This window comes from Streptomyces sp. NBC_00075 (genome assembly GCF_045041225.1).
Taxonomy (GTDB): domain Bacteria; phylum Actinomycetota; class Actinomycetes; order Streptomycetales; family Streptomycetaceae; genus Streptomyces; species Streptomyces adonidis.
This window is the reverse complement of record NZ_CP108243.1, coordinates 6920404-6937520: the sequence shown is the minus strand read 5'-3', so window position 1 is coordinate 6937520 and position 17117 is coordinate 6920404. Positions and strand designations below refer to the sequence as shown.

The following is a 17117-nucleotide window of genomic DNA, read 5'->3' as shown; positions in this document are numbered from 1 at the left end:
GGCGGCGCGAAATGCGGGGTCGATGCAGGTCATGCGTGTGAGGCGCCGCGGCTCACGGCCGTACGGCGGCAGGGGCCGGCGTCAACAGATGGCGCTGGCCAGCCTGCACAGGTCGACGTGCAGACGCGCCACGAGCAGCGGGGCGCTCGGCGTCTTCTCGCTCACGTCGTAGGGAACCATGGGCTCATCGTATCGATTCCCGGTCCGGATCCCGGAGGGTCGTCCCGCATTCTGGACATTTTCGGGCCGTCAGGTGAGATCAGTACGTTTCCACGACCTTGACCTCTTCCTCCGTGACCTCGCCCTCGACGATCCGGAACGAGCGGAACTGGAACTCGCCGAGGCCGTCGGTGTCGGCCGTGGACACCAGGACGTAGTGGGCGCCGGGCTCGTTGGCGTAGGAGATGTCGGTGCGGGAGGGGTAGGCCTCGGTCGCCGTGTGGGAGTGGTAGATCACGACCGGTTCCTCGTCGCGGTCGTCCATCTCGCGGTACAGCTTCAGCAGGTCCCCGGAGTCGAACTCGTAGAACGTGGGCGACATGGCCGCGTTCAGCATCGGGATGAAGCGTTCGGGGCGGTCCGAGCCCGCCGGTCCCGCGACGACGCCGCAGGCCTCGTCGGCGTGGTCCTTGCGGGCGTGGGCGACGATCTGGTCGACGAGGGCCTGGGTGATGGTCAGCATGTTCGTCAGGATAAGCAACCCGTACGAACGGATGGGCAGTCCCGTACCGAGGGGTGGTACGGGACTGCCCACATGTCGGGATGTCTTCGGTTGTTCGTTCGCTGCCGGGCCGGTGGGGGCTGGTCGCGCAGTTCCCCGCGCCCCTATCGGGGCGCCGCCACCTGCGGGGTGCGGGCCTTCAGGACCGCCCAGCCGACGCCGAGGGCCGCCGCCCAGCCCGCCATCACGTACAGGCAGACGCGGGAGTCCGCGTCGTACGCGATGAGGGCTGTGACGAAGAGGAGGAAGGCGATGGCGATCCAGCTGCACACCGAGCCGCCCGGGGCCGGGAAGGAGGAGGCGGGGAGGCGGCCGGCGACCACGCCTCGGCGGTAGAGGACGTGGCTGATCAGGATCATCAGCCAGGTCCAGATGCCGGCGGCGGTGGCGACCGACATGACGTAGCCGAAGGCCTTCTCCGGGACGACGTAGTTGAGGACGACGCCGATGCCCATGAAGGCGACGGAGATGGCGATGCCGAAGGCCGGGGTCTTCGTCGTCGACAGCCTGCTGAAGACCTTGGGGGCCTCGCCGTTGTCCGCGAGGGTGCGGAGCATGCGGCCCGTCGAGTACATGCCCGAGTTGCAGGAGGACAGGGCGGCGGTGAGGACTACGAAGTTGACGATTCCCGCGCCCGCCGGGATGCCGATCTTCGCGAACGCCTCGACGAACGGGCTGACGCCCGGGGCGAACTCGGTCCACTTCACGACGCAGAGGATGACGGTGAGGGCGCCGACGTAGAAGAGGGCGATGCGCCAGGGGAGGGTGTTGATGGCCTTGGGGAGGGTTTTCTCGGGGTTCTCGGACTCGCCGGCCGTGACGCCGACCAGCTCGACCGCGAGGTAGGCGAACATCACGCCCTGGAGGGTCATCAGGGACGAGCCGATGCCCTTGGGGAAGAAGCCGTCGAAGGCCCAGAGGTTGGAGACGGCGGCCGTGTCACCGGCGGAGCTGAAGCCGAAGGTGAGGACGCCGAGGCCGATCACGATCATGCCGATGAGGGCGGTGACCTTGACCATCGAGAACCAGAACTCCAGTTCGCCGAAGACCTTCACGGAGATCAGGTTCACGCCGAAGAGGATCACCAGGAAGACCAGGGCCGTCACCCACTGGGGGACGCCGGGGGCCCAGTAGTTGACGTAGATCGCGGCGGCCGTCAGCTCGGCCATGCCGGTGACCACCCACATCAGCCAGTAGGTCCAGCCGGTGAAGTAGCCGAAGAACGGGCCGAGGAACTCCCGTGAGTACTCGGCGAAGGAGCCGGAGACCGGGCGGTAGAGGAGCAGTTCGCCCAGCGCCCGCATGATGAAGAAGACGATCACGCCGGCCAGGGCGTACATGAAGATGAGGCTGGGGCCGGCCTTGGCGATGTTCGCCCCGGCGCCCAGGAAGAGGCCGACGCCGATGGCGCCGCCGATCGCGATCATCTGGACCTGGCGGCTGCCGAGTCCGCGCTCGTATCCCTCTTCGGCCGCTGCGGGCGCTTCGGATGCTTCGGATGCTTCGGATGCTTCGGGCGCTTGGGACGTCATGCGTGGTGAACCTTTCTTCCCGGCCCCCCGGACTGATGCAGCGTGAAGATCTATCACGGCCGCACCGCTGATCACCGGAGCGAGTTGTGGGGCACACCACAGGAAGAAGGGGTCAAACGGAGCACGGAAGGGACACAGCCGACGGCAGCGGTAACGCGATCGTTATCCGGATTTGAGCGTCCGCTGAGCGAACACAGAACCGTCACACAACGGGAGATTCCCGTCCCGTCTCATGACATGAGTGTGGAGACGAGCGTCTCCTGCAAGCCGCCCAGCCACAGATACGCCATCACCATCGGCTTACGGGGGTCCTCGTCCGGCAACCGGTAGAGGAGGTCGGTGTCCTCCTCGTCGACGACGTCCAGCCGGGAGCCGATCGCCAGGCGCAGGTCGTTGAGCGTGCCCAGCCACTGCTGGGACTCCTCGTGGGTCAGCTTGAGGACCGCGCCGCCGTCACCGGGCGGCGTCAGCGAGTCCAGCGAGCGGATGACGGCGAGGGCGCTCTCGCGCTTGCCGGTGCGCAGGTCGTTCTCGGTGAACCGGCGGAACTCGGCGGCGTACTCCTTCTCCTCCTGGGCCTGCTCGGGGGAGGACGGTACGTCGACGGGGTCGCCGTAGGCGTCCGGGAACAGGCGCCTGAGGACCGGGTCGGAGGGCGGCTCGCTCGGGCCCTCGGCGAACAGCTCGGCGAGCGGGTCGTCGGGGGCGTCCTCGGCGGGGCCGGGGCCGATCAGCTCCAGGAGCTGGACGGCCAGCGACCGGATGATGGAGATCTCGACGTCGTCGAGCGCGACGGCCGCGCCGCCGCCGGGGAGCGGTTCGAAGTGTCCTGGCATGGAGTGAGTTCGCTACTTCCGGTCCTGCGCGCGGGTCGGGTTGCTTCGGGCCACGTCGGGCTACTTCCGGTCCTGCTGGAGGGTGGCCCACAGACCGTAGCCGTGCATGGCCTGCACGTCGCGTTCCATCTCCTCGCGGCTGCCGCTGGAGACAACGGCCCGGCCTTTGTGGTGGACGTCCTTCATGAGCTTGGTGGCCTTGTCCTTCGGGTAGCCGAAGTACGTCTGGAAGACGTACGTCACATAGCTCATGAGGTTGACCGGGTCGTTGTGGACGATGGTGACCCAGGGGACGTCGGGCTCGGGTACGGCGAAGGTCTCCTCCGCCGACTCGGTGCGTTCGATCTCTACGGGAGCGGGTGACGTCACATTGCCCATGCTGCCACCAGAAGGGGGTCTCCGGCCAAACGGACCCGGAAATCGTCAAGGTGACGAGATGGGGGTAGCATCCAGCATTATGAACACAGCGGACCTCGGGCTGCCGGTGGATGTTCCCTCTACGGCGCTCTTCACGGATCACTACGAGCTGACCATGCTCCAGGCCGCCCTGAAGGCGGGCACCGCCGACCGGCGGTCCGTCTTCGAGGTCTTCACCCGGCGGCTGCCGGAGGGCCGCCGCTACGGCGTCGTCGCGGGCACCGGGCGGGTGCTCGACGCGGTGGAGAACTTCCGCTTCGACCCGGACGTCCTCGGCTTCCTGCGCGAGCGCGGGATCGTCAACGAGGAGACCCTCCAGTGGCTGGCCTCGTACCGGTTCGGCGGGGACATCTGGGGCTACCCCGAGGGCGAGGTCTACTTCCCCGGCTCGCCGATCCTGCGGGTCGAGGGCTCCTTCGCGGAGTGCGTGCTGCTGGAGACGGTGATCCTCTCGATCCTCAACCACGACTCCGCGATCGCCGCGGCGGCCTCCCGGATGGCCTCGGCCGCCGGTGACCGCCCGCTGATCGAGATGGGCGCCCGGCGCACCCACGAGCTGGCCGCGGTGGCCGCGTCCCGGGCCGCGTACGTCGGGGGCTTCACGACCACGTCCGACCTGGCCGCCGGTTTCCGCTACGGCATCCCGACCGTCGGGACCAGCGCCCACGCGTTCACCCTGCTCCACGACCGCGAGCGGGACGCCTTCCAGGCCCAGGTGGACTCGCTGGGCCGGAACACGACGCTGCTGGTGGACACGTACGACGTCGCCGAGGCGGTACGTGCGGCGGTGGAGGTCGCCGGGCCCGAGCTGGGCGCGGTGCGCATCGACTCCGGGGACCTGCTCCTCGTCGCCCACCGGGTGCGGCAGCAGCTGGACGCGCTCGGCGCGGAGCGGACGCGGATCGTCGTCACGTCGGACCTCGACGAGTACGCGATCGCCTCGCTGGCGGCGGCGCCCGTGGACGCGTACGGGGTCGGTACGCAGCTGGTGACGGGTTCCGGCCACCCGACCTGCTCGATGGTCTACAAGTTGGTGGCCCGCGCGGAGTCGGCGGACCCGAAGGCTCCGCTCGTCCCGGTGGCGAAGAAGGCGACCGGCGGCAAGACGTCGATCGGGGGCCGGAAGTGGGCCGCTCGGCGGCTCGACCGGGACGGGATCGCGGAGGCCGAGGTGATCGGTACGGGGCCGGTGCCGGAGGAGCTGGCGGACCGGCAGCTGCTGGTCGAGCTGGTGAAGGGCGGCGAGGTCGTCGCCCGCGAGCCCCTGGACGTCGTACGGGACCGGCATGCCGCCGCGCGCGCCAACCTGCCGCTGTCGGCGACCCAGCTGTCGCGCGGGGAGGCGGTCATTCCGACGGAGTACGTCCAGTTGCCCGTCTGACCCCCGGTACGACCCTGGTACGACCCGTGGTCCACAGGGGCAACGGGCGTCCACGTGCGCCGGTTGCCCCGAATGCCCCCTCCCGAAGCGGTCCTCGGGCCTCTAGGCTCGGTAGTTCACATATTCACACTGGCCGGGCCCGCACCCCTCCACACCAGTCGAAGGAAGACCGACCATGCGCCGCGCCCTGATCGTCGTCGATGTGCAGAACGACTTCTGCGAGGGAGGCAGTCTCGCGGTGGCCGGGGGTGCCGACGTGGCCGCCGCGATCACCGAGCTGATCGGGCAGGCCCCCGCCGGATACCGCCACGTCGTGGCGACCCGCGACCACCACATCGCCCCCGGCGGCCACTTCGCCGACAACCCCGACTTCCGGCACTCCTGGCCCGCGCACTGTGTGGCCGGCACGGAGGGGGTCGGGTTCCACCCGAACTTCGCGCCGGCGGTCGCCTCCGGGGCGGTCGACGCGGTGTTCGACAAGGGGGCGTACGCGGCGGCGTACAGCGGCTTCGAAGGCGCCGACGAGAACGGGGTCACGCTGGCCGAATGGTTGCGGGCCCGCGAGATCGACGAGGTGGACGTGGTCGGCATCGCGACCGACCACTGCGTGCGGGCGACGGCCCTGGACGCGGCCCGTGAGGGCTTCCGCACACATGTGCTGCTCGACCTCACGGCGGGGGTGGCCGAGGAGACGACGGAGCGAGCGCTGGAGGAGTTGCGAGAGGCAGGGGTGGAACTGTCGGGCAAGCCGGTGGTGTAGCCCGCTTTTCTTCGCCCCCGCCGCCCCTACCCGTTCCCATCCCTGGGGGCTGCCGCCCCCAGACCCCCGCTGTCGGCCTGAACGGCCTCGTCCTCAAACGCCGGACGGGCTGAAGTGGCGGGGGCGGGTGGGAAGGTCGCGCTGAACGCGCTCGTCCTCAAACGCCGGACGGGCTGGAATGACCGGGCCCGTGCTGAAGTGCGGCGGGGAAAGGGGTGGGCTGAGGCCGGTTGTCCTCGAACCCCGACCGGGGCTTGATCTTTCGGCCCAGGTCCAGGTATTTCAGCCCGTCCGGCGTTTGAGGACGAGCGCGTTCAGCGCGACAAGCGGGGGTCTGGGGGCGCAGCCCCCAGGGATGGGAACGGGTAGGGGCGGCGGGGGCGAGGAAACCAAGGGCCCCGGTTCAGTCGGCCCGGATCAGCCACTTGCCGTCGCGCATCAGGTTTCGGTTGCGCATCTCGGCGGCCGTTCCCCATGCCTGGATCAGATCCGGGGTGATGTGGAACCAGACGTACGAGGCGTGATCCTCGCGCGGGTCCCAGCCGTCCTTTGCCGTGAAGGCGTCACCCACCCCGGCCGGCAGCTCCTCGCGGGACAGTGCGCGGGCCGTGCCGTGCATCAGGACCACGTCCCGGGTGTGGCCGAAGCAGAGGCGCACCCGGCCCGAGGCGATCAGGTTGCGGCCGGTCGGGTTGGTGTCGCGGGTGGCCAGCCACACCGCCTCGCCGTCCCACCAGAAGGCCAGCGGAACGAGGGTCGGCTCGCCGGTGGCGTCGGCCGTGGCGACCCATACGTCGATGTCCCTGTCGAGGCGCTCCAGCGCCTCACGCATGCGCTGCTCGATACTGCGGGGTCCGGTGGGGGGAGCGTCAGCTTCTGCCGTCATGCGGCGAGGGTATGGGCGTACGCCGGGCGGTCACATCCGGCGGTGGGACTAGGTCCAGGGACCGAGGGACGGAGGCACCCGGGCAACCTCACGCCCGCGCCGCCGGCCTCCGCAGCAGCGACCTGATCGGATGCCACAGTTCCGTCCGCTCCAGGGCCGTCGGCGGGACGCTGTTGTCCGGGGCCGTGCGCCATATCAGGCCGTCGGGGTGGTGGAGGACGGCCGTGATCTCGTCCGGGGTGGGCGGGGCCGCGTTGCCCCGGAGGTAGACCGCTCGCAGGCCCAGGTTGCGCAGCCGGGTCAGGGCCCGGGCGCGGTTCTGGGCCAGGACCAGGACGCGTACGCCGGGCGGGCCGACCGCCGTGGTCGGGGCGGTGGGGCTGGGCAGGTTCAGCGCCACCACCACGCTGCCACTGGGCAGCTTGCAGAAACCTCCTGCGGCCATGCGGTCAACCCCCCGTGGGACTCGGTGTCAATAAGAAAGCCACAGGAGGCACCTAAACACGATCGGCCGCGACCCGCCAGGGGGTCACGGCCGATCATGCTCTGACCTGCGATTATGTGGATTACTTCACCGCGGGGCCCACCTGGACCGAGATCGTGGAGCCGTCCTTGGCCTCCTTGATGATCTTGATCTTGGTGTTGGTGTCAGTGATGTTCACACCCGCCAGCGGGGTCGCCGCGTCGTAGTACGTGGAGGTGTGGTCGTTGAAGGTCGACACACCCTTCTGGGAGGCGACCTTCGTCAGCACGTCCGCCTTGTGGAGCTTGAGGGCGTCCGTGCGGGACAGGCTGAACGGGGAGTCGTAGGACTGGATGCGGCTGCGCATCAGCGTGCCGTCAGCCCACTTCAGCGGGGTCGGGTGCGCGTCCACCGGAAGGACCAGGCCGACACCCGGGTGCTGGGTGACGTTGTTGTCCTTCTGCGAGGTGTCCCACTTCCAGATCAACAGGCCGTTCTGGTACGGGAAGTGCTCGACCCACGACGGACGGGTCGTCGAGAAGCCGAAGTTGTACGGGCCGACCTTGAGGGTCTTGTCGTACGACACGTACTGGCGGTTCTCGGCGATGTAGTACTGCGGGTAGTCGTCCGTGATGCCCGCGCCGATGCGCGAGAAGCCCTTCGTCGTCCAGGCCGCGTCCGCGCTCTCCGCGTCGTCGGAGAAGACCGTCGCGCCGTCCGCGGTGAGCGTGATCTCGTCGGCCGTGAAGCCCTTCTGGGAGACGCCGCCGTCCGAGGTGTAGCGGAAACGCAGGGTGAACTTCTGGCCCGCGTAGGCGTCCAGGGGGTACGACAGCTTCGCGTACGCGTCGATCGTGCCCGTGAGCGCCGGCTTGCCGCTGCCGTCACGCGGGATGGCCGCGCCGTCGACCGTGCCGTCGATCGGCGTGTAGGTGGCGCCGCCGTCGGTGGAGACCTCGGTGTAGAGGTAGTCGTAGTCGGCCTCGATGTCGTACCAGCCGTCCAGGGTCAGGGTGGCCGAGGACTTGCCGGTGAGGTCGACCGAACGGGTCAGCGTGTTGGAGAGGTTGTTGTCGCTGCCGCTCCACCACTGGGTCGCGCCCTGCGCCGGGGTGACGACCTCGGTGGTGACCGTCTTGTTCGGCAGCTCGACGACAAGCGCCTGCGCGTTCTTGGTGTTGTACTCGGCGACGCCCAGCTTGTGGCTGGACTTCGTCGCGGCCTTCGCCGTGTCGTAGTCGAGCCAGCCCAGCTGGAGCTTGTCCCAGGCGTTCATGTCACCGGGCAGGTTGCCGATGTTGTCGCCGCCGGTGCCGAGCCAGGAGCCGGACGACATCAGCGTCCAGAACCCGGTCGAGTTCTCACCGGTGTTGGTGGTGTCGTAGTGGTCCGGCAGACCCAGGTCGTGGCCGAACTCGTGGGCGAAGACGCCGAGTCCGCCGTTCTCGGGCTGGATCGTGTAGTCGCCGACCCAGATGCCGGTGTCGCCGATCTGCGCGCCGCCGAGCAGGTTGCCCGAGGGGCCGGTCGAGCCGGCGTCGGTGCCGAACGCGTACCAGCGGTGGGCCCAGATGGCGTCCTCGCCCTGTGCGCCGCCGCCCGCGGACTCGTCCTCACCGGCGTGCACGATCTGGAAGTGGTCGATGTAGCCGTCGGGTTCGTTGAAGTCGCCGTCGCCGTCGAAGTCGTAGCGGTCCCACTGGTCGTACTCGGCCAGCTGCGCCTTGATCTCCGCGTCGGTCGCGCCTGCCGCCTCCTGCGCCGCGACCCATGCGGTGACACCGTCCTGAACGGCGTACCAGGCACCGTCGTTGGCCAGGTTGGAGCCGTAACGGGCCTCGTTGTAGGGGACCTTGACCCAGTCCGAGACCGTGCCCTCGACCGAGTAGCGGCCCGAGGACTGCTTCTCGTAGTACTTCTTCATCGACTCGACATTTTTGCCGGTGCCGAAGTACAGCTCCTGGAAGTGCTCGGTGTTGTAGTCCGCCTGCCAGGCCGTGCTGTTGTCCTGCGTGCGGTCCGGCTCGGCTATCTCGTTGTGGAGCGGGCCGACCGTGCCGCCGTAGCGGCTGTCTATCTGGTCGCCGAACTCGACCAGGATGGTGAAGATCTTGTCGGTCTTCTCCCGGCCCAGCTCGACGTACTTGCCCTTGCCCTTGCCGCTCTTGAGCTGCACGACCTGCGAGCCGTCACGGTTCTTGGCCGTGGCCTCACCGGAGATGACCTGGTTGAGCGCTTCCTCGCGCTGGGCCTCCTGGGTCTTGCTGAGCGGGCCGTCGAGGTCGTGCTCCTGCTCGGCGTGCTGCTGCTCCGCCGGGTCGTGCCGGTTGAGCGCCGCCGCGGCGCCCGAGTCGGCCTGCGCGATGGCGTAGGTGGAGAAGGTGGCGGCGGCTGTGGCGAGTGCCACGCCGACGGCCGCCGTTCTGAACGTCCAGGGTCTGCTGGTCACTTGAGGGTCCTCCCCCGCGTCCGTCCGCGCGGATGGGGGGTTCCCGGTTCGGAATCTGTCCGCGCGCGGTATACGCGTGTAGTCAAGTGACGCAATTTGACTAGAGGTTCAGAAGAAAAGACAGACCTTGACTTGCACAGGTCAATTGCATTATGCGGAGTTGACCTGCCCCTTGTGTTCGCTATACGGACATCAGGGGCACATCCGATCTGTCGCCCAACCGGCGCGCGGGCGCGTCCACTTGGTGGACGTCATGACTCCGTGCGCCCCCTGTGCTCCGGAGCCGTGGGTTAGGTCACGCTTACTGCGCGTTCCACTCGGGCATGCACGCGATTAGAGTCGGTCGGCGGAACGCCGGATGTCCGGTGGAAAGCCAGGCCGACACGCTCCCCTCACCCCCGAATCCAACGAGGACTCGATTGCCATGCCTCGTCCGACTCGTCCGACCGCGCCGCGTCCGACCACCGCACAGCTCGCCTACGGTTCGTGCACCGTGATTCTCTCGACGCTCGCCATGCTGCTGCTGTCTCAGACGAGTTCGGGCCCGGGGGTCGTGCTGATCGCCCTCGTGGGACTCGTCCTGGGGCTGCTCGTCGCCATGACCGTGCCCCGCCCCAAGCAGTCCAGGGCGACCTCACAGGTCGTCGCCTCGTCGGCCGCGCCTGCGGCTCCGCGCGAACGCGTCCCGGTGCAGGCCTCCTCGGTGCACCAGGACTGAACCGCCCGTACGGAAACGGCGGTTGGGCGGACCTGCGTCATGCAGGTCCGCCCAACCGCCGTTTCCGTCCCCGGGGTTGGTCAACCCGTGCTGACCACCACCGTCTTGGCCGCCTTGTCGTGCAGCCCCTGCTTGTACGGCTTGTCGAAGAAGCTCCAGCCGCCCGCGATCGCCGTCCAGATGCAGAAGCAGCAGAACGCGAACGGGATCCACAGCACGAGCGACCGGATGAGCATGGTCTGCACGGAGGGCGTGGAGCCGTTGTCGAGGTTGGCCACCCGGAGCCCGAGCCACTTCTTGCCGAGGGTCTGCCCGGTCCGGGACATCATGATCGTGTCGTACCCGATGTAGAGCACGGCGGCGATGAGCCCCTGGCCGAGCGAACGACCGTACTCGATCTTGTCGCTGTCGACCTCGTACTCGTTGACGTTGAAGCCCCAGGTGAGCAGAAAGACGACGACGAACACGAGGATCATGTCGATGATCCGCGCGAGCACGCGCCGACCGCTGTCGGCGAGGGGCGGCATGCCCGCGAGGGGGTCACCGGCCCCGCCGTACGGATCACCGCCGCCGCTCCCGTACGGATCACCGGCACCGCCTCCGTACGGCGAGCCGCCGCCGGCCGGGCCCGATCCGCCGTACGGGTCGCCTGCGCCGTACGACGGAGGCGGCGGCTGCTTCCTGAACGGGTCGTCGTCTTCCGGTGGCTGCTGACCGGCGCCGGGGGGCGGTTCGCTGCTCATGGCCCGAGTCGACCGCGAACCGCCCGGCTCCGCATCCGGCGAGCGGCCGTCCGGGGGACCGAATCCGGTGAGCCGTACGCCGTACCGGGCGGGCCCGTGTCGAACGTATGACCGCCGTACGACCTTGTGGGCTCAGCCCGCGACGAAGGTGTGCGCCGCCTTGTCGTGCCAGCACTGGCGCCACGGGCGGTCGAACAGGCACCACAGGACGCCCACGACGCCGATGCCGAGGAGTCCGGGGACGGCGTAGACGAGCCAGCGGCGCAGGGCGAGGCCGAACGACGGGGGCTCGTGGCCCTCGATGTCCCGGACCTCAAGGCCGACCAGCTTCTTGCCGAGGGTGCGGCCCCACTTGGCGGTGGGCCACGCCTCGGACAGGATCCCGGCGAGCAGCAGCACGGCGAGCACGATGCCCAGGTACAGCCCGGTCGTGCCGTCCAGCAGCCATACGGTCACGGTCTCGCCGGAGAGCTTGGCCGCGTCGATCTTGCCGGTGATGTGGTCGACGGCCATGGTGCCCAGCGGGACGGCGGCCGTGGCGGTCAGGGCGCCGAGGACGAGCGTGTCCACGAGTCGTGCCACGAGCCGCTTGCCGAGGCCCGCCGGACGGGCCGACGCCTGTCTGCGGGCGGCGGCCTGGAACACGTCCTCGACGGGCGGCTTCCAGGGCGCGAGGCGCGGTTCTCCGCCCTCCTCGGGCGCGGCCAGGCGGCCCACCTGCTGGGCCCAGGAGGGCTGGCCGCCGCCGACGCCGGGGGCCATGGGCGCACCGGCGCCGGGACTGTTCTGCTGGGGGACGGCCGGGGTCGCGGGCAGCAGAGCGGGGTTGGCGCCCTGGGCCGCCGCCGCGCGGGCCGCCGCGGCCTTGCCCGCGCCGAAGCCACCGGAACCGGACGCGGGTGCCGTGACCGGGCCCTGCGCGCCCCCCGGCGAGCCCGTGCTCCCCGACTGCGCGCCGCCGGCCCCGCCCTCGCGCTCCGTGCGCGGGGTGAGCGCGCGGAAGGTCATGGTGCTCTCGGAGGGGACGGGGCCACGGGTGCCGGGAACGCCTCCCTCCGCGCTACCACCTCCGACGGCGGCCGGTCCGGGGGTGGGCCGGCGGAACACGAACGTGCCCGACTCGGGCACGTCACCGGCGTCCGGCTCGGCGGGCGGGATCGTCGCCGTGCCGTCCGTACGGGCCGAGCGCCCGTCCGGCTGGGCCGGGGGCTCGTTCGTCACCCGGGGGTCGGCCGCCGGGGAGCCCCAGGAGACCTGGCGGTCCCGGTTTCCGCCGAAGCCGGACTGGTGGGAGCGGTCGGCGCCCCAGGCGGACGCCGGTTCGGGCCGGCTGCCGTGCTGGGCCTCCGCGGGGGTCGCCCGGCGCGGCTCGGCGGCCTGCGACTGCGGGTCCTCGTCGAAGAAGTGCGGCCCGGTCTCATCGACCCGCGCCACGGCCGACGCACCGTCGGACGGCGCGGGACGGCTGGTGCCCGGCACCCAGGCGGTGCCGTTCCAGAACCGGACATATCCAGGAATGGACGGGTCCGGGTAATACCCTTCGCGGGGCCTGTCGTCACCGGGGGCCGGGGTTGGGGCGCTCATGTCCGTCGTCCCGTATCTGCTCGGGGGTCATTTGGGGTGCCCCACATCTATCAGACGAGCGCACTCATCGATGCCCCTCGTGCCCTAGGTCGTGTCCGCAAAGTGGTGGGGTCGTTGGTCTGTTCGTGGTGCGTCGTCATGAGCTGATTGATGAGTCGTGGGCGGTGATTGAGCCGTTGCTGGCTCCGTCGAGGATGGGCAGACCGGTGCGCGATCGCCGCCAGGTGGTCAACGGGATCCTGTGGAAGCTGTCCACGGGGGCGGCCTGGAGAGATCTGCCTGAGCGGTACGGGCCGTGGAAGACGGTCTACGAGCGTTTCCGCCGCTGGTCGCAGGACGGTACCTGGGACCGGCTGTTGGCCCGTGTCCAGCAGCACTGCGACGCTGTCGGCGCCGTCGACTGGACGGTCGTCTGCGTGGATTCCACCACTGTGCGGGCCCACCAGCATGCGGCCGGAGCCCGAAAAGGGGGCTCTGGCCGGGCGAGGCGATCGGACGGTCCCGCGGCGGGCTGACCACGAAGATCCACCTGGCCTGCGACGGGCAGGGCCGGCCGCTCGCCTTCACCCTCACCGCCGGGAACGTCAACGACTGCACCCAGTTCGAGCAGGTCATGGCCCGCATCAGCGTCAGCCGGTGCGGGCCCGGCCGACCCAGATCGCGGCCCGAGCGGGTCGTCGCGGACAAGGGCTACTCATCCACGAAGATCCGCTCCTACCTGCGCAGACGAGGCATCAGAGCAGCGATCCCCGAACGCATCGATCAGATCAACGGCCGCATCCGGCGCGGCGAGAGCCGCTGCCGACTCAACCGGGCCGCCTACCGGCGCCGCAACGTCGTCGAACGCTGCTTCAACAAGCTCAAACACAACAAAGCCCTCGCCACCCGCTACGACAAACGCGCCCGCCACTACCAGGCCCTCGTCACCATCGCCTGCCTACGACTCTGGCTCCCCTGACATTGCGGACACGACCTAGCTACCTCGTTCGTGACAGCTTCTGCCATCTGTCGCGACGGGTCCGACACCGTTGGACACCGTTCGACATCGTTCGCAAGAAACATCTCCGAAAAACTTCCCGGAAACTCGCGTAATGCTGACGCCTCTGAGCCCTCTCTCCTCTTGCGGGCCCGACAGGGCCCCCGCACGACATGCACGACAGGTTCGACAAGAGAGGAAGTACCGCCATGACGCACGCCATGAACACCGTGGTGGAACGGGAACTGGAGCTGAAACTCATCCTGTCGCCGGAGCGGAGCATCCCCGTCCCGGCGCGGCTCACCTATCGCGCCAACGATCCGTTCGCCGTCCACATCGCCTTCCACATCAGCTCCGAGAACCCCGTGAACTGGACGTTCGCCCGAGAACTCCTGGTCGAAGGGGTGTTCCGGCCGTGCGGCCACGGTGACGTACGCGTGTGGCCGACGAAGGTCGACGGGCGCAGCGTCGTCCTGATGGCGCTGAGTTCACCCGACGGAGACGCCTTGCTTGAGGCACCCGCCGCTCAGGTGTCCGCCTGGCTGGAGCGCACCCTCCGGGCGGTCCCCCCGGGCTCTGAGGCCGAGCAGCTCGGTATCGACGACGGCCTCGCCGAGCTGCTCGCACCCTCCCCCAAGCTCTCGGCTTCGCTTGAGCAGGGGGGACCCCCATCGGCCGATGACCTGTGGCTGCGCGACCCGTGGCCCTCGGACGAGTCCCAGGACGGCGAATGACACCTGCCGCCGGTCGCTCAGAACAACTTGCCCGGATTGAGGATGCCCAGCGGGTCGAAGGTCGCCTTGACCGCCCGCTGCATCTCCATGCCCACCGGGCCCAGCTCGCGCGCCAGCCACTCCTTCTTCAGGATGCCGACGCCGTGCTCCCCGGTGATCGTGCCGCCGAGTTCCAGGCCGAGGGCCATGATCTCGTCGAAGGACTCACGGGCCCGCCGGGACTCGTCGGCGTCCTGGGCGTCGAAGCAGACGGTGGGGTGGGTGTTGCCGTCACCGGCGTGCGCGCACACCCCGATGGTCAGCTGGTACTTCTCGGCGATGCGCTCGACGCCCTCCAGCAGCTCGGCGAGCCGCGACCGGGGTACGCACACGTCGTCGATCATCGTCGTGCCCTTGACCGCTTCGAGCGCGACCAGGCACAACCGCCGCGCCTGGAGCAGCAGTTCGGACTCGGCGGCGTCGTCGGCGGGCACCACCTGGGTGGCCCCGGCCGCCTCGCAGAGCGCGCCGACGGCGGCCAGGTCGGCCGCGGGATCGAGGGTGTCGAAGGCACAGAGGAGGAGTGCCTCCGTCGACTCCGGGAGACCCATGTTCGCCAGGTCGTTGACGGCCTTGACGGTCGTACGGTCCATCAGTTCGAGGAGGGACGGGACGTGACCGCCCTCCATGATCCGGCACACGGCGTCGCAGGCGGCGGAAGCCGACGCGAACTCGGCGGCCAGCACCAGCTGCTGGGGCGGCTGCGGCTTCAGGGCGAGGACCGCCCGTACGACGATGCCGAGCGAGCCCTCCGAGCCGACGAACAGCCGGGTGAGGTCGTACCCGGCGACGCCCTTCGCGGTCCGCCGCCCGGTGGACATGAGCCGTCCGTCGGCCAACACCACGTCCAGCCCCAGTACGTACTCGGCCGTGACGCCGTACTTCACGCAGCACAGCCCGCCCGATGCGGTGCCGATGTTGCCGCCGATCGTGCACATCTCCCAGCTGGACGGGTCCGGGGGGTAGTACAGACCGTGTTCGTTGACGGCGCGGGAGAGCGTGGCGTTGATGACGCCGGGCTCGACGACGGCGATGCGGTCGACGGGGCTGATCTCCAGGATCCGGTCCATCTTCACCAGCGACAGCACGATGCAGCCCTCGGAGGCGTTGGCCGCGCCGGACAGTCCGGTGCGGGCGCCCTGCGGGACGACCGGGACGCGCAGTTCGGTGGCGACGCGCATGACGTGCTGGACCTGTTCGACCGTGCGCGGCAGGACCACGACGGCCGGGGCGCCCGCCTCGCAGAAGCTCGCCATGTCGTTCGCGTAGGCGGACGTGACGTCCGGATCGGTGAGCACCGCCTCGGCCGGCAGCTCCGCGAGCAGCCGGTCCGTGAGGTTGCCCTGGGCTTCGTCGGGTGCGGCTTGGATACGGCTCATGATCACAGCGTCGCACCCGGGGCCATCGGTGTGAACCCCGTCTGCGAGGCGCTTTCGGTACGGGAATCCGGTCGTCGTACTGACGCAGAGTGAGCGCCATGGAGATGGAGAGAGCCCGCGTTCGTGTCCTCCCGCGCCCGCTGATCGCCGCACTCGCGGGGTGTGCGGTACTCGGCGGCGCCCTGATGCTGCTGCCCCTGGACCGGCCCGACTCGCCACCGGCGCCGGGTCCGGCGGCCCGCGCGGAACGGGCGGTGACCGGCGGGGTGCCCGCCGCGCTGCCCGACCTGGCGGCGCTCATCGGCGACCGCGAGGCGTTCGTACGCACCCATCCGCGTGACGGACAGGCCTGGGCGCAGCTCGGCTCGGCGTACGTGGAGCGCGGCCGGCGGACGGCCGACGCCGCCGACCTCCCCAGGGCTGAACGGGCGCTGCGTACGTCGATCAAGGTCCGCCCGGGCGGGAACGCGGAGGCGTTCGGCGCGCTGGCCGCACTCGCGAACACCCGCCGTGACTTTCCGGCCGCCCGGAAGTGGGGGGAGGCGGCGCTGCGCGAGGCGCCGAGGCGCTGGACGTCGTACGCACCGCTGCTCGACGCCTACACCGGCCTCGGCGACCACAAGGCGGTGCGGCGGACGCTGGAGCGGCTGCAAGGGCTGCGTTCCGGGGCGGCGGTACCTGCGGTGCTGGCGCGGACGGCGGGCGTGTACCGGGACCAGGGCCGGCGCGAGGACGCGCAGGCGGCGCTCGCGGACGCGGCGGCACGGGCGACGACCCCGGCCGAGGAGGCCGAATGGCAGTACCGGGCGGGCGAGTTGGCCTGGGAGCGCGGCGAACCGACCGCCGCCCTGGACCACTTCGAGGCCGCCCTGCGCCTCGACCCCGGCCTGGGCTCCGCACGGGCGGGCGAGGGACGGGCGCTGGCGGCGCTGGGCCGGCCGACGGAGGCGGTGACCGCCTACCGCGCGGCCCTCGCAGAGCAGCCGTCTCCCCAATACGCCCTGGAGCTGGGCGAGTTGTACGAGTCCCTGGGGCAACAGGAAGAAGCACGTGCGCAGTACGCCGTACTGCGGGCCCGGGTCGCGAAGGAGCAAGCCGTCGGTGTCGACGGCGAGTTGCTGCTCGGACGCTTCGAGGCGGACCACGGGGACGCGGAGTCGGCCGTACGGCGGCTGCGGGCGGAGTGGGCCCGGCAGCCGGGCCTCGATGTCGCGGACGCGCTGGGCTGGGCGCTGCACCGGTCAGGGAAGGGCGAGTTGGCGCTCGGCTGGGCCAGGCGGGCGACCGACAAGGAGCACGGCGGCGAGGTGCGCAGCGCGCTGTACGCGTACCACCGGGGCATGATCGAGCGGGAGTTGGGGCTGGCGGGGCCCGCGCGCCGGCATCTGGAGGAGGCGTTGCGGATCAACCCGTACTTCTCGCTCGCGGGGGTCCCGGCGGCGCAGGAGGCACTGGCGGCGCTGGGCGAGCCCGTGGCATCGGGCCCGCCCAGCTGACCA

16 protein-coding genes and 1 pseudogene are annotated in these 17117 nt (G+C 70.1%); 6 read left to right on the top strand and 11 right to left on the bottom strand.

Annotation, left to right across the window (positions count from 1 at the left end; translation table 11 throughout):
• Positions 1-81: 81 nt before the first annotated feature.
• The 5 genes from OG787_RS30310 to clpS form a co-directional block, all read right to left on the bottom strand.
• Positions 82-180 carry a putative leader peptide gene (locus tag OG787_RS30310; RefSeq protein ID WP_343239847.1) on the bottom strand — a complete coding sequence of 33 codons (99 nt, stop codon included), beginning with the start codon at positions 178-180 and terminating at the stop codon, positions 82-84.
• Positions 181-259: 79 nt separating this feature from the next.
• The gene (locus OG787_RS30305) at positions 260-682 is read right to left on the bottom strand and encodes a Mov34/MPN/PAD-1 family protein (RefSeq protein ID WP_369033448.1); all 423 of its coding nucleotides are present in this window, start codon (positions 680-682) and stop codon (positions 260-262) included.
• Positions 683-825: 143 nt separating this feature from the next.
• Positions 826-2253 (bottom strand): amino acid permease, encoded by a 1428-nt coding sequence (locus OG787_RS30300; protein ID WP_405537183.1) that lies wholly within the window; start codon positions 2251-2253, stop codon positions 826-828.
• Positions 2254-2483: 230 nt separating this feature from the next.
• Positions 2484-3089 carry a DUF2017 domain-containing protein gene (locus OG787_RS30295; RefSeq protein WP_405537182.1) on the bottom strand — a complete coding sequence of 202 codons (606 nt, stop codon included), beginning with the start codon at positions 3087-3089 and terminating at the stop codon, positions 2484-2486.
• Between the two features lie 60 nt (positions 3090-3149).
• Entirely contained in the window at positions 3150-3467 is a 318-nt protein-coding gene (gene clpS, locus OG787_RS30290) for an ATP-dependent Clp protease adapter ClpS (protein ID WP_369033445.1), read from the bottom strand.
• Positions 3468-3546: 79 nt separating this feature from the next.
• Between clpS and OG787_RS30285 the strand changes: the two genes are divergently transcribed.
• Together OG787_RS30285 and OG787_RS30280 are read left to right on the top strand one after the other, a co-directional pair.
• Positions 3547-4887, top strand: coding sequence for a nicotinate phosphoribosyltransferase (locus tag OG787_RS30285; RefSeq protein WP_369033444.1), 1341 nt, complete (start codon positions 3547-3549; stop codon positions 4885-4887).
• Between the two features lie 175 nt (positions 4888-5062).
• Positions 5063-5647 carry an isochorismatase family protein gene (locus OG787_RS30280; RefSeq protein WP_405537181.1) on the top strand — a complete coding sequence of 195 codons (585 nt, stop codon included), beginning with the start codon at positions 5063-5065 and terminating at the stop codon, positions 5645-5647.
• Between the two features lie 403 nt (positions 5648-6050).
• Here the strand turns inward: OG787_RS30280 and OG787_RS30275 are convergent, their stop codons facing one another.
• The 3 genes from OG787_RS30275 to OG787_RS30265 form a co-directional block, all read right to left on the bottom strand.
• The gene (locus OG787_RS30275) at positions 6051-6533 is read right to left on the bottom strand and encodes a pyridoxamine 5'-phosphate oxidase family protein (RefSeq protein WP_405537180.1); all 483 of its coding nucleotides are present in this window, start codon (positions 6531-6533) and stop codon (positions 6051-6053) included.
• 88 nt (positions 6534-6621) lie between these two features.
• The gene (locus OG787_RS30270; protein WP_235478307.1) at positions 6622-6978 is read right to left on the bottom strand and encodes a hypothetical protein; all 357 of its coding nucleotides are present in this window, start codon (positions 6976-6978) and stop codon (positions 6622-6624) included.
• 121 nt (positions 6979-7099) lie between these two features.
• A complete protein-coding gene (locus OG787_RS30265; protein WP_369033441.1) occupies positions 7100-9445 on the bottom strand; it encodes an immune inhibitor A domain-containing protein in 2346 nt (781 codons plus the stop codon).
• A 424-nt stretch (positions 9446-9869) separates the two neighbouring features.
• On the opposite strand from OG787_RS30265, the gene OG787_RS30260 reads away from it, so the two are divergent.
• A complete protein-coding gene (locus OG787_RS30260) occupies positions 9870-10163 on the top strand; it encodes a hypothetical protein (protein ID WP_369033440.1) in 294 nt (97 codons plus the stop codon).
• Between the two features lie 80 nt (positions 10164-10243).
• Here the strand turns inward: OG787_RS30260 and OG787_RS30255 are convergent, their stop codons facing one another.
• Together OG787_RS30255 and OG787_RS30250 are read right to left on the bottom strand one after the other, a co-directional pair.
• Positions 10244-10906, bottom strand: a complete 663-nt coding sequence (locus OG787_RS30255; protein WP_405537179.1) for an RDD family protein — start codon at positions 10904-10906, stop codon at positions 10244-10246.
• 132 nt (positions 10907-11038) lie between these two features.
• Entirely contained in the window at positions 11039-12490 is a 1452-nt protein-coding gene (locus OG787_RS30250) for an RDD family protein (RefSeq protein WP_405537177.1), read from the bottom strand.
• A gap of 128 nt (positions 12491-12618) precedes the next feature.
• On the opposite strand from OG787_RS30250, the pseudogene OG787_RS30245 reads away from it, so the two are divergent.
• Positions 12619-13448 (top strand): annotated as a pseudogene (locus tag OG787_RS30245) (IS5 family transposase).
• 239 nt (positions 13449-13687) lie between these two features.
• Positions 13688-14200 (top strand): SsgA family sporulation/cell division regulator, encoded by a 513-nt coding sequence (locus tag OG787_RS30240; protein ID WP_369035614.1) that lies wholly within the window; start codon positions 13688-13690, stop codon positions 14198-14200.
• Positions 14201-14217: 17 nt separating this feature from the next.
• Here OG787_RS30240 and OG787_RS30235 read toward each other — a convergent pair whose 3' ends face one another.
• On the bottom strand, positions 14218-15624 hold the full coding sequence (locus OG787_RS30235; protein WP_405537176.1) for an FAD-binding oxidoreductase: 1407 nt from the start codon (positions 15622-15624) through the stop codon (positions 14218-14220).
• Between the two features lie 92 nt (positions 15625-15716).
• Between OG787_RS30235 and OG787_RS30230 the strand changes: the two genes are divergently transcribed.
• Positions 15717-17114: a tetratricopeptide repeat protein gene (locus tag OG787_RS30230; protein ID WP_405537174.1), complete on the top strand. Its 1398-nt coding sequence runs from the start codon at positions 15717-15719 to the stop codon at positions 17112-17114.
• The last annotated feature ends 3 nt before the right edge of the window (positions 17115-17117 follow it).